Consider the following 20771-nt stretch of genomic DNA (forward strand, 5'->3'; position numbering starts at 1 on the left):
CGCGCTACCGACCTTCGTCAACTTCAACGGAGCCATCAACATCAATACGTCTGGCCGAAGCCGGCGCGGTCGAGGGCATGATGATGTCCGACCAGAGCCGCACCGGCACCGCGAAAGGTGGCGTTCGCGTCGCGTTCTGAGCCGGCATTAGCCCCGGCGGCTTGAGCGCGACGCCCGCCGGCCGGGCTCCATCCATCCGCCCGGCCGGCGCGTCCTCCGATCGGAGGATGCCGCATGTTTGGGCTGTGGTACGCTTGGTGATATTGATCGCTCAGGCCATTTATAGCCATGCACGGACCGCGGAAATTAGCCGAACTGGTCGAGGCCATCTACGATGCCGGGCTCGATCCCTCGCTGTGGAATAACGTCGTCACCGGCATCCGCGACTTCGTCGGCGGGCAGGCCTGCGGGTTGTTTTCCAAAGATTCGATCAGCAAGTTCGGCGTCACGCACTATTATTGCGGAGCGGACCCACACTACATCCAGCTCTATTCCGAGACGCATTCGAAGTTCGATCCGCTCACGGTCCTGCCTCCGCACGGCCAGATCGCCAGCATTCCCGATCTCGTCAATTTCGACGTATATCGGAGAGGGCGCTTTTACCAGGAATGGATGAAGCCGCAGGGCTGCAGCGATGCGGCCAACGTCGTGCTCGAGAATTCGAATGCGAGTTGCCCGGTGATGATGACGGTGCTGTCGGGCCGCCGGATGGTGGATCCGGTGATGAAGCAGCGGCTCACGCTGATCGTGCCGCACGCCAGCCGCGCGTCGCTGATCAACCGCGCCATGACCTCGCAACTGACGCTGGCGACCGCGTTCGCGGAGGTCCTGGACAATCTTGCCTGCGGCGTCTTTCTGCTCGATGCGTTCTGCCGGGTGGTGCACGCGAATTCCGCGGGGCGCGCCTTGCTCGCGGCCGACGATCTGGTTCGATCCGTTGCCGGGCAACTCGTGACCAGCAGTGCGGAGGCCAACCGGACGCTGCGGGAAGCGTTCGCGACCCGCAATGAAATTGCGCTGCTGGCTGCAACGGACCATGCGTTTCCGCTGCTTTCACCTGGCGGCGAGCGCTACGTTGCGCACATCCTGCCGCTGTCGTCCGTGCTGCGGGACGGCAGCGAGCGGGTGGTCGATGCCGTCGGCGCGCTGCTGCTGCGCAAGGTGTCGTTTGGCGGACAGTCCTATGGCGAACTGGTCGCGCGGACGTTCGATCTCACGCCGGCCGAGCTGCGCGTGTTCCTGTCGATCGTCGAGGTCGGTGGCATCCCGGAGACGGCGGTTGCGCTCGGTATCGCAGAAACGACGGCGAAGACGCATCTGCATCGCGTGTTCGCCAAGACGGGCGTTTCGCGTCAGGCCGATCTCGTCAAGCTTGCGGCGGGGTTCTCCAAGCCGCTCGTCAACTAAGCTGCCAATTGTGCCTTCAGGGTTGAACCTTTCGCTCCCGTGATAGACTCACAATGGCCGGCGGGCACGAAGAGCATTTCGCCATCTCCATGTGTCACCATTGGCTGTTCCGATGCCCCGACCTCCAAAACCGTCCGAGTTGATCGAGACCATCTATGATGCCGGTCTCAATCCGGAGTTGTGGAGCGATGTCGTTGTCAAGCTCAATGCCTTCATCGGCAGCCAGGCCTGCGGTCTGATTTCAAAGGACCCGGTCAGCAAATCAGGCGCGACGCATTATTACTGCGGGGTCGATCCGCACTACATTCGGCTCTATGCCGAGACCTACGCTCAATACGACCCGCTTGCGCGGCTTCCGCGCTATGGCGAGGTGCGCAACATTCCCGATCTCGTGGATTTCGACGAATACCGCCGCGGCCGCTTCTATCAGGAATGGCTGCGCCCCCAGGGCTGCATCGATGTCGCGAACGTGGTGCTGGAGCAGTCGAAGTCGCCGTGTCCGATGCTGATGACCGTGATCCCGGGCAGGGAGATGCTCGACGCCGAGCAGCGGGCGCGGATCCAGTTCCTGGTTCCGCATGCGAGCCGGGCGCTGCTTATCAACCGGGCGATCGAGCGGAAGCAGCAGCGCGCGATCGCGCTCGCCGACGTCGTGGACCAGTTGAATGCCGGCGTGATCCTGCTCGATTCGGCGTGTCATATCGTCCATAGCAATCCGGCCGCGGAGACGATCCTTGGTGTCGATGATGTCCTGCGGTCTATCGCGGGCCGGCTGGTGGCGAGATCCCCCGCTGTAAATTCGGCCCTGCGCGATATCTTCCGTGACACGGGCGAGGTCGCGTTGGCGGCCTCTGCGGGGCGGAAAATTCCGCTGATGTCGCATGACGGTTCCTACTATGTCGCGCACGTCATGGCGCTGCCGTCGCTGCTGCGCGAAGGTGCGGCTGAGCGCAGTTCCGCCGTGGGCGCCTTGTTCATCTGGAAAGCGGAACTCGACGGCCGCTCATCTGCCGGCCTCATCGACCGCACCTTCGAACTTACTCCTGCAGAACTCAGGGTCCTGCAGTCGATCGTCGATGTCGGCGGTGTCCCGGAGACGGCGGTTGCGCTCGGCATCGCGGAGACGACGGTGAAGACACATCTGCATCGCGTGTTCGCCAAGACCGGCGTTTCCCGTCAGGCCGATCTCGTCAAGCTCGCAGCTGGATTCTCCAATCCGCTCGTGCACTGAGACGCGCTCAAGGCGCAGGCGAGTCGCCGCAGCTCGCAATAGGTTCAATCAGAAGCATCATTAGAAAGTTATCGCGCGTCGTTCGATCGAATGACGCGAGTTTTTGCGTTGTCTTCTACTAGAGGTCACACGATCTGTTGTTCGACGTATCAGACATTTGTGTGAAGCAACTCACTGCAAGCGGGAGTGAAATTCCGTCAACCTCGCGTGCAGGTTGAGAGGAGAGTGTCATGCGAACGGCGTCACCAATTCTGACAAGCAGGTTTCGCGATATTGTCGCCCGCATAGGCGAGGCATTCCGCGCGCAGCGCGAAATCGACGCGCAGCGCGTGTTATGGCGCTATCGCCACCTGCTGCAGCAGCCGCACGAAGCGCCGTGTTTGAATGAAATTATTCCCGTCTCCCGTGAAGAGGATATTTTTGAAAATGCCAACGGAGTTGATCCGCGCGAGCGCACGACCGGCCACCCCGAACTCGAGCGTGCGTAACGTCAGCATCGTCGCGATCGCGCTGACCGCGGCGCTCGTCGCTCTCCAACTGGTCGGCCTCGCGGTGCTGGAGCGATCTTGCGCTTACGCGCATCCGTCGATTCCACTCGAGCCAGCCGTTTGCACCGAGAGCGCCGATGTCCCTGTCTCGCAAATTCCCTACGACTGACCGGAGGGTGCATTGTGCCTGATGTCACCACTCTGTTGCTGCTCAGCGTTGCCGTGTTCGCCGGTGCCTTCGTCTCCGGGCTCTCCGGTTTTGCCTTCTCGGCGGTGGCGGGTGCCATTTTGCTTCGGGTGTTTCAGCCGCTCGAAGCCGTGCCGCTGATGATGGCGTGCAGTATTGGCGTGCAGGCCACCAATCTGTGGGCACTTCGGCGCAACATCCGCTGGGAGGGCAGTCTGATGCTGATCGTCGGCGGATTGATCGGCGTTCCCATCGCGGTCTCGCTGTTGCAGTCCGCGGACACGCATCTGCTCCGGCGCGGCTTCGGCCTCATCGTCGCGCTCTATGCCGCTTACATGCTGCTGCGGCCGACACTGGTGACGGCCGGCGCGGCGGTCGGGCGGCATTGGGTCGCTTTGATCGGGTTTGGAGGAGGGCTGGTCGGCGGGCTGACCGCGATGCCCGGCGCGATCCCGACGATCTGGTGCGACATGCGCGGCATGCCCAAGAGCGAGCAGCGCGGGCTGGTGCAACCGTTTATCGCCGTAATGCAGCTCTTCGCGATCGTCCTGCTGGTCGGACACCAGGGCCTCTCGTCAAAAGTCTTCGTCGACCTCGCGGTCAGCCTGCCGGCGCTGTTCGCAGGTTCCGCGCTCGGCGTGATCGCCTTCCACAGGGTCAACGAGACGGTCTTTCGCAAGACCGTGCTCGTGCTGTTGTTGCTCTCGGGGATTTCCCTGGTCTAGTGCCCGACGGTTTGCACCGGCGACGCGCTGGTGTCGCTGCCGTGATGCGTCAGCGGCTTCATGCCGGTAACGGTCCGCAGCAGCACGTAGAACACCGGTGTCAGGAACAGGCCGAACACGGTAACGCCGATCATCCCGGAGAACACGGCGACGCCCATGGCACGCCGCATCTCCGAGCCCGCGCCGGTCGAGAGCACCAGTGGCAGGACGCCCATGATGAACGCCATCGACGTCATCAGGATCGGGCGCAGTCGTAAGCGACTCGCCTCGATTGCAGCCCGGATCGGCGTGCGGCCTGCGAATTCGAGCTCGCGCGCGAATTCGACGACCAGGATCGCGTTCTTGGCCGAGAGTCCCACCAGCACGATCAAGCCGATCTGGGTGAAGACGTTGTTGTCGCCCTTGGAGATCCAGACGCCGAACATCGCGGCCAGCAGGCCCATCGGCACGATCATGATGATCGAGAGCGGCAAGGTCAGGCTCTCATAGAGCGCGGCCAGCACCAGGAACACCAGCAGGATCGCCAGCGGGAACACCCAGAGGCCGGAATTGCCGGCGATGAACTCCTGATAGGTCAGGTCGGTCCATTCGAAGGCAAAGCCGGGCGGCAATGTCTCCGCCGCAATCCGCGTCGCGACTTCCTGCGCCTGACCGGAAGAGAATCCGGGCGCAGCCGCCGCGTTGATGTCGGAGGATAGGAAGCCGTTGTAGCGGATCGCGCGTTCAGGGCCTGCGCTCTGGCGGATAGTCATGAGCGCCGACAGCGGCACCATGTCGCCGGAGGACGAGCGCACCTTCAGCTGCCTGATGTCGTCGGCCCGCGCGCGGAACGGCGCATCGGCCTGGACATAGACCGAATAGGTGCGGCCGAACTTGTTGAAGTCGTTGACGTAGTAGGAACCGAGGTAGATCTGGAGCGTGTTGAACACCTCCGTCACGGGCACGCCGAGCTGGAGCGCCTTGGTGCGGTCGATGTCGGCGAAGAGCTGGGGCACGTTGACCTGGAAGCTCGAGAACACACCGGCGATCTCCGGCGCCTTCTGCATCGCGGCCACGAACGAGTTGGTCGCCTCGTTCAGAGCCTCGTAGCCGAGACCGGCGCGATCCTCGATCTGCAGCTTGAAGCCGCCAATGGTGCCGAGCCCGTTGACCGGCGGCGGCGGGAACATGGCGATGAAGGCTTCCTGGATCCCGGCGTACTTCTTGTTGAGGTCGGCGGCGATTGCATTTCCGCTCAGCGATGCACCTTTGCGCTCCTCGAACGGCTTCAGCGTCGAGAACACGATGCCGGCGTTGGAGGAGTTGGTGAAGCCCGAGATCGACAGGCCCGGGAATGCCACCGAGCTCTCGACACCGGGCTGGGTCAGGGCGATGTCGCTCATCTTGCGGATCACGTCTTCGGTGCGGTCGAGCGTTGCACCATCAGGCAGACGCGAGAAGCCGACCAGATATTGCTTGTCCTGACCCGGCACGAAGCCGCTCGGGACCTGCTGGAATAGCAAGGCAGTCACGCCGACCAGGACCACATAGAGGCCCATCACGGCGGCCTTGCCTGAGATCACTTTGGTGACGGTGCCGCTGTAATTCTCCGACGAGCGTGTGAACGCTTTGTTGAAGCCGCGGAAGAACCAGCCGAGGCCCTTTTCCATGATGATCGTCAGCCGGTCCTTAGGCTCGTCGTGACCCCTAAGCAGCAAGGCCGACAGCGCCGGCGACAGTGTCAGCGAGTTGACCGCGGAGATCACGGTCGAGATCGCGATCGTCAGCGCGAACTGCTTGTAGAACTGCCCGGTGAGGCCGGAGATGAAGGCGAGCGGCACGAACACGGCGATCAGCACCATCGCGATCGCGATGATCGGGCCGGACACCTCACGCATCGCCTGATAGGTCGCATCGCGCGGCGACAATCCGCCCTCGATGTTGCGCTCGACGTTTTCGACCACGACGATGGCGTCGTCGACGACGATGCCGATCGCGAGCACCAGGCCGAACAGGCTGAGCGCGTTGATGGAGAACCCGAACACGTGCATCACCGCGAAGGTGCCGACGATCGACACGGGCACCGCCAGCAGCGGAATGATCGAGGCGCGCCAGGTCTGGAGGAACAGGATCACCACCAGCACCACCAGCGCGATCGCCTCCAGCAGCGTGTGGATCACAGCCTCGATCGAGGAGCGCACGAACTGGGTGGGGTCGTAGACGATCTGGTACGACACGCCTTCCGGCATGTTCTTCTTGATCTCGGCCATGGTGGCGCGAACGTGGTCGGAAATCTCGAGCGCATTGGAGCCGGGCGCCTGGAAGATCGGGATCGCCACCGCCTGCTTGTTGTCGAGCAGTGAACGCAGGCCGTATTGGGAGGCGCCGAGCTCGATGCGCGCCACGTCGCGCAGCCGCACCACCTCGCCATGGGTGCCGGTCTTGACCACGATGTCGCCGAACTGCTCCTCGTTCGCAAGCCGCCCTTCGGCGTTGACGGAGAGTTGCAGGTCGATGCCCTTGACGTTGGGGGAAGAGCCGACCACGCCGGCGGCGGCCTCGACGTTCTGCGCCTGGATCGACTTGACGATATCGCTTGCGGTCAGGCCGTGCTCGGCGGCCTTCTGCGGATCGACCCAGATCCGCATCGAATAATCGCCGGCGCCGTAGAGCTGGACGTCGCCGACGCCGTCGATCCGCGCCAGCCGGTCCTTGACGTTGAGCACGGCGTAGTTGCGCAAATACGTCATGTCGTAGCGGTTGTTCGGAGACAGCAGATGCACGACCATGGTGAGGTCGGGCGATGACTTCTTGGTGGTGATGCCGAGCTGGCGCACCACGGCGGGCAGGCGCGGCTCGGCCTGCTGCACGCGGTTCTGCACCAGCTGCGTCGCCTTGTCAGGATCGGTGCCGAGCCGAAACGTCACCGTCAGCGTCATCGCGCCGTCGGTGGTCGCCTGGCTCGACATATAGAGCATGTTCTCGACGCCGTTGATCTGCTCCTCGATTGGCGTCGCTACCGTCTCCGCGATCACCTTCGGATTGGCGCCGGGATAGGTCGCACGCACCAGCACCGAGGGCGGCACGACGTCGGGGTATTCCGAGATCGGCATCGCGAACAGCGAGATCAGGCCGGCGAGGAAGATCAGGACCGACAGCACGCCGGCGAAAATCGGACGATCGATGAAGAACTTTGAGAGATTCATGGCCTTGCCCCTGCGCGAGAGACGACTCTCCCGTCATCCCAGGGGGCACGGGCAAAGCCCGCGAACCCGGAATTGAGAATTGATGTCCTGGTAGTTCAACGATTTCGTCATTCCGGTTCGCGCTGCCCGCGCGCTCCGGAATGACGGAGAACACTAACGCTGCACGACGTCCTGGTTGCTGTGGTTGGATGCCTGCTGCGGCCCGCGCGCACCCATCGCCGCGATCTCCGTCTTGAGCAGGGCACCCGGCCGCACGCGCTGCAGGCCGTTGACGATGATGCGGTCGCCGGTCTTCAGCCCCGCCGTGACGATACGCAAGCCGTCGACGGAGCCGCCGAGCGTGATCGGCCGGTAGACTGCACGGCTGTCGTCGCCGACCGCCATCACGAACTTCTTGTCCTGGTCGGTGCCGATCGCGCGCTCGTCGATCATCACCAGCGTCTGCTGTTTCGGCTGGCCCATGCGCACGCGGGCGAACTGACCGGGGATGAGACGCCCGTCCTCGTTCTGAAACACCGCGCGGACACGGATAGTGCCGCTCTGGTCCGTTGACCTGGTTGTCGATGAGCTGGATGTGGCCCTTCGCCGACAAGTCACCCGAGGTCGCCATCGCAACCGGGATCTGGTCGAGCTTGCCGCGCTGGCCGGAAGCATCCGCGATCGAGTTCAGCGCACGCAGCACGACCTCTTCATCCGCATCGAACGACGCGTAGATCGGATTGACCGAGACCAGCGAGGTCAGGACCGGGGAGGCGGTGCCGGCGGCGACGAGATTGCCGACGGTGATTTCGATCTTGCCGACGCGGCCATCCACGGGGGCGCGCACCTCGGTGTAGTCGAGATTGAGCTTTGCGGTCTGAAGCGTTGCTTCAGCCGCCTTCACGTTGGCGATGGCTTCGCGGTTGGCGTTCTCACGCTGGTCGTAGTCGCGCCGCGTGACCACGGCGTTGCCGACGAGCTGCGCGCCGCGCTCGAGCTCACTCTGGGTGAACACGACGCGGGCTTTCGCCGCCTCGAGCTGCGCGTTGGCCTTGTCGACCTCTGCTGCGTAAGGCGCCGGGTCGATCTTGAACAGGATGTCACCGGCCTTCACCAGCGTGCCTTCGGTGAAGTTGGTCGACATGATCGCGCCTGCCACACGCGGGCGAAGCTCGACGCGGTTGATGGCCTCCAGACGGCCGGAAAAGTCGTCCCACAGCACGGTCTGCCGCGGCTCGATCATCGCGACGGTGACGGAGACGGCTTGCTCGGCCGCGGCGGCCGTTGCCGTCGCCTGGGCTGAACGGAAGTAGTGGCCGGTCGCGATCGAGCCGGCTACGGCGAGGGCGCCCACGATGGCGACGCCGCCAAGGAGGCGGCGAAAACGGCCGGTGCGGACGGTATTTTGGGCAGAATTTTGGGAGGGATGCATTTGCGCGCTCCAGATATGTAGTGTTCGCTACAGATGTGGAGCTGGATGCCGCAGTGCAAGATACTTATGTACCATTCACTAAGAAAATTGTAGCGGCCTACCGCAAGAATTGGAAGACGGCAGGAAAATAAAGCTAGAACAACTAGATAGGATTTGGCGTTAGCCTCCGGCAGACCGCGAATTCCGAGGAGAACAGGCACATGGGCATGGGACGCCCCCGCGAATTCGACGCCGAGACGGCGTTGGACCAGGCGATGGAAGTGTTTTGGCGCCATGGCTATGAGGGCGCCACGATTGCCCAGCTCACCGAGGCCATGGGCATCAATCCTCCGAGCCTTTACGCTTGTTTCGGCAACAAAGAGGGCCTGCTGAAAGCCGCGCTCGACCGCTACACCAAACTGCGCGGCGTCTGGATGGACGAGGTGGTGGCAGCGCCGACCGCCCGCGAGGTCGCCGAGCGGATGCTGACGGGCATCGCCGACAGGCAGACCGATCCCGCCAATCCGCCGGGCTGCCTGCTTGTGCAAGGCGGCATCGCCTGCGGCACTGGATCAGAAAGCGTCCCCTTCGAGCTCGCCACCCGTCGCGCCCAGAACGAAGACCAGCTCCGCGACCGTTTTGTTCGCGCCAAGGCCGAAGGCGACCTCAAGCCGACCTCAGATCCTGCCGCGCTCGCGCGCTATGTCTCGGCGGTGTCCGTCGGCATGGGCGTGATGGCGTCTTCGGGCTCCGACCGCGAGGCGTTGCAGCAGGTAGCGAGTGTCGCCGTGCAGGCGGTCGAAGCGCAGTCGGCCGACGGAAAGTGATGTCTGCCCGCGTCGCGGCCTCACTCATCTCGCGGATTGCGTAGCAGGCAGCGGTGGTGGCGGGACGAAGCCGCCGAATTCGCGTTCGAGCAATTCGACGAGATTGCCGCCGCGGTTCCACGCATGCGATCAAACTCTCTCCCGAATTCCTGCAAATCTCTGCCATCTACCAAAGGTAGATTGCTCCCGGTGAAGCGTGGTCAACAACGCGTCTTGCAAGAAGTTCTGCAGGCGTCAGGGCCCGCTTCCGACGATGAAATGGGAGTTACGCCATGCAGCATCTGCCGAACGATACCTTCGACGTCCTGCTCGACCAGTTTGGTCAAATCAAGACCGTGTACGGAGACCCCGGCTTTCCCGCAGCCAAGGACGTCTGGGGCGGCAACGACACCGTGACGGCGACGGTCGCCGCGCTCAATGCAAAACTCACGATCTTCGGCGATGACCACACGATGTTGCTTGGTCACTCGCAAGGCGGAAACGACACGCTCATCGCGGACATCGGTGGCGGCTGGAATACCGCCCTCGTGGTGGGAGATACCCAGGCGATGATCGACGACACCAAGGGCGGCAATGACACCATCGTCGCGGATGCCGGCCGCACCGTCTATACGACGGTCTCGGCCTTCGGCGATGCCGCTGGCGACATGTCGGGCAACGCGCAAGGCGGCAATGACGACATTACCGGCTCGGTCGCGTGGCGCGGCGGCGCCAACCTGTTTGCCGGCGACACCGGCGGTTCCATGATAGACACCTCGCGCGGCGGCAACGACATACTCGATGTCAGCGTGCTCACGATGGACGGAGGGGCGACTGTAAGCGGTGACGCCATTGGTTCCCTGAGGGGTCTCGCGCATGGCGGCAACGACAACTTGACCATAACCTTGAACGGCGACAGCGCCATCTCAGGCGGAACCTTGTTCGGGGATTCGGCGGAATCCCTGATGGATTTCGCCCAGGGCGGCGACGATGTGCTCACCGCCAAGCTCGACGGACAGTACACGAATGCCGTTTCGCAGATGTATGGCGATGCGTCCACCATGGTGGGCAATTCCCATGGCGGCAACGACATCCTCAATGGCGGCGCGGGCCGCGATTTCATGTATGGCGACGCGCGAATCTATGAACCGGCGACACCAGGCTCGATCACCGGCGGCATCGATACGCTGAACGGCGGAGCCGGCGACGACCGGATGTGGGGAGGGGGAAACAGCGACTTCTTCACCTTCAACACCGGCTCCGGCAACGACACGATCGTCGACTTCGATCAGGGCAACAAGGCCATCGGCAGCACGGCGGTGGAACATGACTTGATCGACGTACAGAACTACGGCTTTGCAGACTGGACCGCACTGTCGAGCCTGATCCGCGACAACGCCGCCGGCGATGCCGTGATCCATCTCTCCGCCAACGATTCGGTCACGCTCGACGGCGTCCATGCCGCGAGCCTGCATCCGACCGACTTCATCATCTGACGAAGTTGAATCAAAAGCGGCGGTGTTGCTCCGCAAAGCGCCGGGCGACATCGGGATTGCGACGGCACGCCGACGAGCTCCACCAATCTCCATCGCAATCAAACTCTATCCCGGATTCCTGCAAATTTCCGCCGTCTATCGAAAGTAGATTGGTCACGGTGAAGCGTGGTCACAGCGCGTCGCGCAAGAAGTTTGCCGGCGTCAACCCGCTTCCGACAATGAACTGGGAGTTACGCCATGCAACATCTGCCGAACGACACCATCGACGTCCTGCTCGACCAGTTTGGTCAAATCGAAACCGTTAACGGAGATCCCAACTTTCCGACCGCTACCGACACCTGGGGCGGCAACGACAGCGTGACCGCAACGATCACCCAGCCCGAAGCAGAGGTCACGATCTTCGGCGACGACAACACGACTCTACATGGCCAGTCCCACGGCGGCAACGACACGCTCACGGTCAATTTCAACTATGGCTGGAACGCCGCCCTCGTGGTCGGCGACGCCCAGGCGATGACCGACGACGCCAGGGGCGGCAACGACACCATCGATGTCGAGAACGGCTCGATGTACACCAACGTGCATGCTTTCGGCGATGTCGCTGGCGACATGTCGGGCAGTTCGCACGGCGGCAGTGACACCATCATCGGCGCGGTGGGTTGGCGAGACTACGACAATGTGTACGCCGGCGATGCCGGCGGTTCCATGAGCGGTACGGCGCAGGGCGGCAATGACACGCTCGACATCAGTCTGAACACCATGGAGGGCTCAGCGATAGCCAGCGGCGATGCTATCGGCTCCATCAGCGGCGATGCCATTGGCGGTAACGACAACATCACCTTCACCTTCGGCGCCAACATTGTCTGGACCGGCGGATTTGCGTACGGAGATTCGGCGACCTCACTGACCGACAATGCCCAAGGGGGAGATGACATTCTCACCCTCAAGACCGGTGGCCCTGACACCCTCCAGCTTACGAACCCAGCGCTCTACGGCGATGCTCCGACCATGTCCGGCAATGCTGATGGCGGCAACGATATCCTCACCGGCGGAGCGACCAACGATTTCCTGTATGGCGATGCGAAGGTCTATAACCCCGCGACGCCGGGCTCGATCACCGGCGGCAGGGATATCCTCAACGGCGGCACCGGCAATGACGAGCTTTCGGGCGGAGGAAACAGCGACACCTTCGTCTTCAACACCGGATCCGGTAATGACCTCATCACTGACTTCGATCAAGGCAACAAGGCGGTCGGCAGCACCGCGACCGAGCACGACCTGATCAATGTGGGTGATTATGGGTTTGCGGACTGGACGGCGCTGTCGAGCCTGATCAGCGATGATACCGCCGGCGATGCCGTGATTCATCTGTCGGCGAGCGACACCATCACGCTGGACGGTGTTCACGCCGCCAGCCTGCACCCGACCGACTTCCTCATCTGAGCGAGTTGCTCCGGGAGCAACCATCTTGCCCCGCCTACAGCGGGGCGAGATGCGGGTTACACTTCCTCGTCCTGGAGATCCCCTCAGCACGCGCCACTCGTCCGCTGACACCGGCGGCGGGCCGCTCAGCCTGCTGCCGGCGTCGGCCCCCATGCGGCCAATCGTTCAATGGCCGACGCACGGCGTCTTCCGTTGGCATCGGCGGCACGCGCAGCGTCTCTTGCGCGATCGAAATCACAAACGATGACGGCATTGATCCGCCCGTCCACTGCCTCGATGCGCGCGATCGTGTGCGCGAGCAACTCCGACGCAGAAATCTTGCGCGCCTGGCGCTCAGCAGGGTGCTGATCGAACTGTAGTTCCAATCAGTGGCATCTGCGGCCAGTCCTGGTTGCATCACGATCTCCATTGTCTCGCATCGCCGTGTCGATGTTCGTTCGGCTGCAAATCGATCCTGGTATCGAACATGCAATTTGGGGAATGGAATGAGGAGGCCGCGCAACGGAAACCAGATCTGCTCGTCCGTCGGCGGGACATGGTCGCGGTCGGACGTGCCTTTCGAACCGGCAATGGCGGCGGCGCGACTTGCGGATTCATAATCTGGGATCGTACAATTCTGCGCCTGTTTTGCCCGACGAGTCAAACCGCCTTCGCTCGCGGGGGTCGCGCAATGGGGTGCGAAATTCTTCAATGATTTGTGCTGATTTGTACTGTGCATGGGGTTGTTTTCGCGTTTTTTTATCGAGCTCCCGTGGGGAACGGCGCTCCATGCTGAATCGATGGCCTGTACGCGCTGCTGCTCGCGTGGCATTGGGGGCGGTGAAGCCTGGACACTGACGAGCATGTTCGCCCTGACATTCCTTGGGACCTCGGCCAGCGTTCCGTCGGCGGAGCGCAACCATCCGGCCCTCCTGGTCGAGGCAGCGGGCAAGCGCATCCTGGTCGATTGCGGCGAGGGCACGCAGCGCCAGTTGCTGCGCAGCGGCGCCGGCTTTCGGCGGCTTGACCGCATCCTGCTGACGCACGCCCATCTCGATCACGTGCTCGGCATCCCCGGTCTGTTCTCGACGCTGGGGTTACGCCAGAACTCCGACGTGATGACCGTCCATGCAGGGCAGGGTACGCTCGACATCGTCGTCCGCATGCTCTCGGGCCTGTGGGGCGCGGGCAGGGCGCCGATCCCGGTGGAATTCGCGCCGCTGACCGAAGGACAGGTCATCGATGCCGGCGACTTCACCGTCGATTGCTTTCCGGTCCGCCACCGCGACACCGACAGCTTTGGCTTCTCCTTCAAGGGTCCCACCCGTCGCCACCTTCAGCCCGATCGCCTCGCAGCTTTCGGTGTGCCGGATGGGCCGCTGCGCGGAGAGTTGGCCGCAGGACGGCCTGTCGCGATCGCCGATCGAACCATCGATCCCGAAGACGTCCTGGGGTCGCCGAGCGGCGGCAAGAAACTCGTCGTGATCGGCGACACCGAAACCACCGATGGGCTGTCACGATACGTCGCTGACGCAGATGTGCTGGTGATCGAAGCGACGTTCCTCGATCGCGACGCCTCGACCGCGCGGGACTATGGCCATCTCACCGCCGCAGGGGCGGCTTCATTTGCTGCCGCGAACAACGTCGGCCAACTCGTGCTGAATCACATGTCGGGGCGCTATCGGGACGAAGAGCTATTGGCCGAGGCGACTAGGATCTTTCCGAACACGCGGATCGCCGCCGACTTCGACCACATCGTCATCTCACCGGCTTGACGTCACTCATCTCGTCAATCCCGACTTGATCGCGAGGTCCTGCACCTCTTTCGTCGCCTGTATCAGCCTCGGCAGCGCCTGGTCGCGGAAGGTCGGCATGTCCATGCGCATCGCATCGACGGTGACGCTCAATCCCCCGATCACAAGACCCTGGGCGTCGAAGATCGGCGTTGCCAGCGTGCGCAGGCCATAGGCATTCTCGCCGTCGGAGACGGCATGGCCTTTCTTCTTCACCTGATCGAGCCGCGCGAGCAAGGCATCGAGATCGGTCAGCGTGCGCTCCGACAGCTTGACGCGAGGCCGCAATTCCAGTCGCGCGATCTGCTCGTCCCGTGCCAGATGCGCGAGCATGACATGGCCGAGCGCGGCACTGTAGGCGGGAATGCGCGTGCCCGGACGGCGATCCATCTTGTGCCGGTCGAGGCCCGCGCCTATGCGCGCGAGATAAATCACGTCGCCGCCGTCGAGGATCCCGAGCGATGCTGCATCGCCGACATCAGGTACGAGATCGCGCAGCAGCGGCTCGACGATCGGCCGCAACGAACCGTGCGACAGCACGGTGTAGCCAAGGTCGAGGCAGGCAACCCCGAGCCGGAACCGGCGGCTTTGCGGAACCGCCTGGACATAGCCGACCTCGACCAGGGTCTGGATCAGCCGGAACGCCGTTCCGCGATCGAGATCGGCGCGTGCGGCAATCTCACTCAGGGTCAGCTCGAAGGCCTCGCTGGTGAAGCTCTTGAGCACCGCGAAGGCCTTGCCGACGGAGGCGACGTGATTCTTTGGATTCTTTGCGCTAGCTTGCGATGCGCGCTTTGCGGCCTTCTTTTCGACCTTGGCCATGCTCTAATGCCTTGCCATGACATGTCGCCCTTGACGTGGCGGCAAGCTGATTTTACGACAGGTCAAGCCAGTAACAAAAGTTCGCATTCCGAACAACAGCGATTTGACGCCCGGAGGAAGTTTGTCGACATCATCACTGCACCCCCATGGCGTGTTCTCCGCCGCGCTGACGCCGCTCGACGCCGAGCTCGCCCCCGATCATGCGCGTTTCGTCGCGCATTGCCGCTACCTGCTCGACGAAGGCTGCGACGGCATCGCGTTGCTCGGCACGACAGGCGAGGCGAACTCCTTATCGGCTGCCGAGCGGATCGCACTGCTGGAGGCGGTAGTCGCCGCCGGCATCGCGCCGCAGCGACTTCTGCCCGGCACCGGTGTTGCCGCGCTGAGCGAGACCATCGCGCTGACGCGCCACGCGCTCTCGGTCGGCGTCGATACCGTGGTGATGCTGCCGCCGTTCTATTACAAGGGCGTCACCGATGACGGCATCTTCGCCTCCTACAGCGAAGTCGTGCAGCGCATCGGCGATGCCAGGCTCAAAATCGTGCTCTATCATATCCCGCAAATGTCGGCGCAGCCGATCTCGCATGCCTTGATCGAGCGGCTGCGCGCGGCTTATCCGTCCACCTTCACCGGCATCAAGGATTCCTCCGGCGACTTCGCCAACATGACCGCGATGGTCGAACGCTTCCCCGGCTTTTCGGTCCTGGTCGGAGCTGATCCGTTGCTGTTGCCGCTGCTGCGCAAGGGTGGCGCGGGCTGCATCACCGCGACCTCCAATCTCATCGCGCGCGACCTTGCCTATGTCTACAAGCACTTTGGCGACAGCGACGACGACGCGGCGCTGAAGGTGGCGCAGGCACGCATCGTCAAGGCGCGCGAACTGGTCTCGCGTTTTCCGCAGATGGCGTCGTTGAAGGCGCTGACGGCCGAACGCACCGGCCATGCCGCATGGCAGCGCCTGCGGCCGCCGCTGGAATCCTTGCCGCCGGGGCAGGTGAAAGAGCTGCTCGCGGATGCGGCGGCATTCGTCGCCGTCGTCTAGCGCGACGCTCCGAGGCGATCCGATGTCCGACTCTTACCGTGATGCGTTGACCGGGCTCGCCGCCATCGTCGGCGACAAGCACGTCATCGCGTCCGGACCCGACCAGGAGCCCTATGTGGTGGACTGGCGCGGACGCTATCACGGTCGCGCCGCCGCCGTCGTGAAGCCCGGCTCGAACGCCGAGGTTTCTGCCGTCGTCAAGTTCTGCGCGGCAAAGCAGCTCGCGATCGTACCGCAAGGCGGCAACACCGGCATGTGCGGCGCCGCGACGCCGGACGAGCGTACGGCCAACGTCGTGATCCGGCTCGACCGCATGCGGGCCGTGCGCGACGTCAGTCCGCTCGCCAACACCATCACCGTGGAGGCCGGCTGCATCCTCGCCGAGGTGCAGAATGCGGCCCGTGCCGTGGATCGCTACTTCCCTTTGAGCCTCGGTGCCGAAGGCTCCTGCCAGATCGGCGGCAACATCTCGACCAATGCCGGCGGCACGGCTGTGCTCCGCTACGGGCCGACGCGCGATCTCGTGCTCGGGCTGGAGGTCGTGCTGCCCGACGGCAGAATTTTCAACGGCCTGCGTGCGCTCCGCAAAGACAACACCGGTTACGCGCTCAAGCAGCTCTTAATCGGCGCAGAGGGGACGCTCGGCATCGTCACCGCAGCCGTGCTGAAACTGTTTTCGCCGCCGCGCAGCTCGGCACTGGCGCTGCTCAAATTGCAGGGCGTCGAGCAGGCGCTTGAGATCATGCAACGCTTGCGCGGTGCGGTCGGCGACCGGCTCGGCAGCCTCGAGATCATGTCGCGCTCGCAGATCGAGGTGATCGCGGAGACCGTGCCGCATGTCACGATCCCGTTCGAGCTGACGACGCCGTGGTACCTGATCGTCGAGCTGACCGACACGCTCGCGGGCGTCGATCTCGATGAGCCGCTCGCCACGGTGCTCGCAGCCGCGATGGAGGCAGGGCTCGCCGAAGACGTCATCCTGGCGTCCAACCTCGCGCAGGCGAAGGCGATCTGGGCGGTCAGGCACGGCGTCTCCGAAGGCAACAAGCGCAGCGGCTATGTCGTGTCGCACGACAGTGTGGTGCCGCTGGAGCGTCAGGCTGCCTTCGTCACCAATGTCGAGGCCCGGATCAACGCGGCGGTGCCGCATGCGCGCGTCGTGATGCACGGCCATATCGGCGACGGCAATATCCACGTGATCGCCCTGATCGACCGCGCGCGTTGCCAGGATCCGGACGCAACAGCCGCGCTGGTGGCTGAGATCAACGAGATCGTCGACGACGAGACCGCAGTGCAGGGCGGGGCGATCAGTGCCGAACACGGCATCGGGATCACCAATCGTGGCCGGCTTGCCCGCGTCGCCGATCCCCTCGATATCGAGTTGATGCGCGGCATCAAGCAATTGCTCGATCCCAAGGGCCTGATGAACCCCGGCAAGATCTTCAATGTCGGAGGCACGCGACGATGACAAGCGTCCGCCTGCTTGCCGACGATCTCACCGGCGCGCTCGATACCGCCGCAGAGTTCGTCGGCCTGTGCGGACCGTTCAACGTCGCCTGGCCGGAAGCGTCCGCTCCACAGGATTCCGGAAGCCTCGCGATCGACAGCGGCAGCCGCGAGCGGTCGAAGGCCGAGAGCATCGAGATCGTCGGACGGCTGGCGCCGCTGCTCCGCGAGGCGACCATCGCCTACAAGAAGGTGGATAGCCTGCTGCGCGGCGCATGGGCCGCCGAGCTCGGCGCCTGCCTGCGTAGCGGCCATTGGGCGTCGTGCGTGGTCGCGCCTGCCTTCCACTATCAGGGGCGCCGCACCGTGGGTGGCCAGCAATTTGCGCGCACGGTGCAAGGCGACTGGCATCGGGTCGGAGAGAATCTCCTGACCCAATTGCAACTCGAGGGCATCGAAGCGCGGCAGGGCCGGGCCGATACGCTCTCGCAAGGCGGCGTTCAGGTTTTTGATGCCGAGAGCGATATCGAGCTCGATCGTGTCGTCGAAATGGGACGGCGCATGCCCGGGCCTGTGCTCTGGTGCGGAAGCGGCGGGCTGGCCGGCGCGCTCGCCCGCAGCCATCGCGCCGATGCGCCGCGCCGGTTGAAGCTGCCGGTGCTGGGGCTGTTCGGCTCCGATCAGGCTGCCACCGCCTCCCAGCTTTCTGCCTGCGGTGATGCCGCCGTCGCGCTTGCGGAAGGTGAGGGCACGACGCACGTCCAACGCAAGCTGGCCGATGACGGCGTGGCGCTGGTCAAGTTCTCCCTCGCCGACGGTCTGACCCGCGCCGAGGCGGCACGGAGGATCGCTCGCGAGATGACGGCGCTGATCGCAGCGCTTGAACCGCCGGGCACGCTGATCGTTGCCGGCGGAGAGACTTTGAAGGCCGCATGCGTTGCCCTTGGCGCGCATGCGCTGCAGGTGACAGGACGTATCGTGCCGGGATTGCCGCGCTCGATCTTGCAGGGCGGCCGCTGGGCCGGCGTCGATGTCATCTCGAAATCAGGCGCATTTGGCACCAGTGAGCTCTGGCGCGATCTGCTCCACATCAATCATTTGCTCAACAAGGAGAGTCCGACATGACCTCTCGCCATCTTGCCATCACCATGGGCGATCCGGCCGGGATCGGGCCGGAGATCATCATCAAGGCCTGCGTCGGGCTGAAGGACCGGATCGCAACCGGCGATCTGCGTCTGCTGATCATCGGCAGTGGCGCGGCGCTCGATGGCGCAAAAGCCACGCTCGGTGCCGGTATTGCGATCCCGGAAGTGAGCGCTGAGGATCGTGACTGGCCGAACCTCTGCTTCCTCCAGGCCGACGTCGAGGGCGACCCGATCAAGCCCGGCGTATTGAGCGCCGACGGCGGACGCTTCGCCTACAAGGCGATCGAGCAGAGCGTGCGCCTGACGCAGGCGGGGCGGACCGCGGCCATCGTCACGGCTCCGCTCAACAAGGAAGCCCTCAACAAGGCCGGCTATCATTTCCCTGGACATACCGAGATGCTGGCGCATCTCACCGGGGTGCGCGGCTCGGTGATGCTGCTCGCCCACGGCAACATGCGCGTCAGCCATGTCTCGACCCATGTGGCGCTGGAGGACGTGCCGAAGCGTCTGACGCCGGAGCGCCTGCGCATGGTCATCGACCTCACCAACGATGCGCTGCTGCGGCTCGGCATCGCCAAGCCGAAGATCGCCATCGCCGCGCTCAATCCGCACGCCGGCGAGGGCGGCCTGTTCGGCCGCCAGGACATCGACGTGTCCGCGCCGACGATTGCGAAAGCGGTCGCTGACGGCCTCGACGTCGTCGGTCCCGTGCCCGGCGACACCATCTTCGTCAAGCTGCGCGCCGGTCAGTACGATGCCGCGGTGGCGATGTATCACGACCAGGGGCATATCCCGGTCAAACTGCTCGGCTTCCAGATCGATCCCGCGACTGGCCGCTGGCAGGAGCTCTCCGGCGTCAACATCACGCTGGGCCTGCCAATCATCCGCACCTCAGTCGATCACGGCACCGCCTTCGACATCGCCGGCAAGGGCATCGCCAACGAGCACAGCTTGATCGAGGCCATCGACTATGCCGAACGGCTGGCCGCTGGCGCCTCCGCATCCAAGTGACGAGATCGAGCCCACGATGACCAACGCCTTCACGCCCATCGAAATTCTTCGCCCCGCCGTCCTCGAATTCGGTTGCGGCACAATCACCGCAGCGGCGCGCTTCGCCGAGCGCATCGGCGCCAAACGACCGCTCGTGATCTCCGACCCGTTCAACGCGCGCCGCGTCGACAGGCTGGCGCTGCCGGGTGCAGTGAAGGTGTTCGGCGAGGTCAAGCCCGAGCCGGACCTGCCCAATCTCGACAAGGCCGTGGCGATGGCGCGCGAGGTCAAGCCCGATCTCGTGATCGGCTTCGGCGGCGGCAGTGCGATGGATCTCGCCAAGCTGGTGGCTGTGCTCTGTACCTCCGAGGTGGCTTTTGCCGATATCGTCGGTCCGGAGAAGGTGGCCGGCCGCAGCGTGGCGCTGATGCAGATTCCGACCACGTCGGGCACCGGCAGCGAGGCTGGCACCCGCGCACTGGTCACCGATCCCGTCAGCCGGAACAAGCAGGCGGTGCAGAGCCGCTTCATGCTCGCCGATATCGCCATCGTCGATCCGGACCTGACGATGACCGTGCCGAAGGAGATCACTGCGGCCACCGGTGTCGATGCGCTTGCGCATTGCGCCGAGGCCTATACCAGCCGCAAGGCGCATCCGGCGATCGATCTCTACGCGCTCGAAGGCGCCCGGCTGGTCGGCCAATATCTCAAGCGCGCGGTCGCTGACGGCGGGGATCGCGAGGCGCGCGCGGGTCTGGCGCTGGCCTCGCTGTACGGCGGCTATTGCCTCGGGCCGGTGAACACGACCGCCGGCCATGCGGTGGCCTATCCGCTCGGGACGCGCCATCATGTGGCGCACGGGCTCGCCTGCGCGGTGATCTTCCCGCACACGCTGGCGTTCAACATGCCGGCGGCCGAGGCGAAGACGGCGGCGGTGCTCGCGGCACTCGGACTGCCGGCGCAGAGTGATGCGAAGCTTGCCTTCGAGGCGACTTATGGGTTCTGCAGGAATCTCGGCATCGAGATGCGGTTGTCTGCGCTCGGCGTGCCCCGGGACGATCTCGGCGCGATGGCCGACGAGGCGCACGCCATTCGCCGCCTGCTCGACAACAATCCGCGCGACCTCGGACGGGATGCGATCCTGAGCATGTACGAGGTTGCGTTCTAGTTATCTCCGCGCACGCGCGCGGCAGCCA

General features: G+C 64.1%; 16 protein-coding genes and 2 pseudogenes. 14 read left to right on the top strand and 4 right to left on the bottom strand.

Annotated elements, in window-relative coordinates; translation table 11 throughout:
* Positions 1 to 288: 288 nt before the first annotated feature.
* The 5 genes from ACVWW3_RS07845 (at position 289) to ACVWW3_RS07865 (ending at position 4038) form a co-directional block, all read left to right on the top strand.
* A complete protein-coding gene (locus ACVWW3_RS07845; protein WP_456650407.1) occupies positions 289 to 1407 on the top strand; it encodes a helix-turn-helix transcriptional regulator in 1119 nt (372 codons plus the stop codon).
* A 112-nt stretch (positions 1408 to 1519) separates the two neighbouring features.
* Positions 1520 to 2638: a helix-turn-helix transcriptional regulator gene (locus tag ACVWW3_RS07850; protein ID WP_456650406.1), complete on the top strand. Its 1119-nt coding sequence runs from the start codon at positions 1520 to 1522 to the stop codon at positions 2636 to 2638.
* A 230-nt stretch (positions 2639 to 2868) separates the two neighbouring features.
* Complete coding sequence (locus ACVWW3_RS07855) at positions 2869 to 3126, top strand: hypothetical protein (protein WP_456650405.1); 258 nt, start codon at positions 2869 to 2871, stop codon at positions 3124 to 3126.
* Positions 3119 to 3295: a hypothetical protein gene (locus tag ACVWW3_RS07860; RefSeq protein ID WP_456650404.1), complete on the top strand. Its 177-nt coding sequence runs from the start codon at positions 3119 to 3121 to the stop codon at positions 3293 to 3295. The genes ACVWW3_RS07855 and ACVWW3_RS07860 overlap by 8 nt, the downstream gene beginning before the upstream one ends.
* A gap of 14 nt (positions 3296 to 3309) precedes the next feature.
* On the top strand, positions 3310 to 4038 hold the full coding sequence (locus tag ACVWW3_RS07865; RefSeq protein ID WP_456650403.1) for a sulfite exporter TauE/SafE family protein: 729 nt from the start codon (positions 3310 to 3312) through the stop codon (positions 4036 to 4038).
* Here the strand turns inward: ACVWW3_RS07865 and ACVWW3_RS07870 are convergent.
* On the bottom strand, positions 4035 to 7223 hold the full coding sequence (locus tag ACVWW3_RS07870) for an efflux RND transporter permease subunit (RefSeq protein WP_456650402.1): 3189 nt from the start codon (positions 7221 to 7223) through the stop codon (positions 4035 to 4037). The two genes, ACVWW3_RS07865 and ACVWW3_RS07870, sit on opposite strands and share 4 nt — an antisense overlap.
* A 153-nt stretch (positions 7224 to 7376) precedes the next feature.
* Positions 7377 to 8634, bottom strand: a pseudogene (locus tag ACVWW3_RS07875) (efflux RND transporter periplasmic adaptor subunit).
* Between the two features lie 200 nt (positions 8635 to 8834).
* Here ACVWW3_RS07875 and ACVWW3_RS07880 point away from each other — a divergent pair.
* The 3 genes from ACVWW3_RS07880 (at position 8835) to ACVWW3_RS07890 (ending at position 12358) form a co-directional block, all read left to right on the top strand.
* The gene (locus ACVWW3_RS07880) at positions 8835 to 9440 is read left to right on the top strand and encodes a TetR/AcrR family transcriptional regulator (RefSeq protein WP_247345715.1); all 606 of its coding nucleotides are present in this window, start codon (positions 8835 to 8837) and stop codon (positions 9438 to 9440) included.
* Between the two features lie 272 nt (positions 9441 to 9712).
* A complete protein-coding gene (locus ACVWW3_RS07885) occupies positions 9713 to 10915 on the top strand; it encodes a calcium-binding protein (RefSeq protein WP_456650401.1) in 1203 nt (400 codons plus the stop codon).
* Positions 10916 to 11152: 237 nt separating this feature from the next.
* The gene (locus ACVWW3_RS07890; protein ID WP_456650400.1) at positions 11153 to 12358 is read left to right on the top strand and encodes a calcium-binding protein; all 1206 of its coding nucleotides are present in this window, start codon (positions 11153 to 11155) and stop codon (positions 12356 to 12358) included.
* Positions 12359 to 12552: 194 nt separating this feature from the next.
* Here the strand turns inward: ACVWW3_RS07890 and ACVWW3_RS07895 are convergent.
* A pseudogene (locus tag ACVWW3_RS07895) lies at positions 12553 to 12767 on the bottom strand (amidase); the annotation flags it as partial.
* A 433-nt stretch (positions 12768 to 13200) separates the two neighbouring features.
* Between ACVWW3_RS07895 and rnz the strand changes: the two are divergent.
* Positions 13201 to 14112, top strand: coding sequence for a ribonuclease Z (rnz, locus tag ACVWW3_RS07900; RefSeq protein WP_456650399.1), 912 nt, complete (start codon positions 13201 to 13203; stop codon positions 14110 to 14112).
* 6 nt (positions 14113 to 14118) lie between these two features.
* Here rnz and ACVWW3_RS07905 read toward each other — a convergent pair whose 3' ends face one another.
* Positions 14119 to 14952 (bottom strand): IclR family transcriptional regulator, encoded by an 834-nt coding sequence (locus ACVWW3_RS07905; RefSeq protein ID WP_456650398.1) that lies wholly within the window; start codon positions 14950 to 14952, stop codon positions 14119 to 14121.
* 121 nt (positions 14953 to 15073) lie between these two features.
* Between ACVWW3_RS07905 and ACVWW3_RS07910 the strand changes: the two genes are divergently transcribed.
* The 5 genes from ACVWW3_RS07910 to ACVWW3_RS07930 are packed head-to-tail and all read left to right on the top strand — an operon-like array spanning position 15074 to position 20743.
* On the top strand, positions 15074 to 15994 hold the full coding sequence (locus tag ACVWW3_RS07910; RefSeq protein ID WP_456650397.1) for a dihydrodipicolinate synthase family protein: 921 nt from the start codon (positions 15074 to 15076) through the stop codon (positions 15992 to 15994).
* A 22-nt stretch (positions 15995 to 16016) separates the two neighbouring features.
* The gene (locus ACVWW3_RS07915; protein WP_456650396.1) at positions 16017 to 17462 is read left to right on the top strand and encodes an FAD-binding oxidoreductase; all 1446 of its coding nucleotides are present in this window, start codon (positions 16017 to 16019) and stop codon (positions 17460 to 17462) included.
* On the top strand, positions 17459 to 18565 hold the full coding sequence (locus tag ACVWW3_RS07920; RefSeq protein WP_456650395.1) for a four-carbon acid sugar kinase family protein: 1107 nt from the start codon (positions 17459 to 17461) through the stop codon (positions 18563 to 18565). The genes ACVWW3_RS07915 and ACVWW3_RS07920 overlap by 4 nt, the downstream gene beginning before the upstream one ends.
* The gene (gene pdxA, locus ACVWW3_RS07925; protein ID WP_456650394.1) at positions 18562 to 19596 is read left to right on the top strand and encodes a 4-hydroxythreonine-4-phosphate dehydrogenase PdxA; all 1035 of its coding nucleotides are present in this window, start codon (positions 18562 to 18564) and stop codon (positions 19594 to 19596) included. The genes ACVWW3_RS07920 and pdxA overlap by 4 nt, the downstream gene beginning before the upstream one ends.
* Positions 19597 to 19612: 16 nt before the next feature.
* Positions 19613 to 20743: an iron-containing alcohol dehydrogenase gene (locus tag ACVWW3_RS07930; protein ID WP_456650393.1), complete on the top strand. Its 1131-nt coding sequence runs from the start codon at positions 19613 to 19615 to the stop codon at positions 20741 to 20743.
* The last annotated feature ends 28 nt before the right edge of the window (positions 20744 to 20771 follow it).

Source organism: Bradyrhizobium sp. LM2.9, assembly GCF_054056555.1.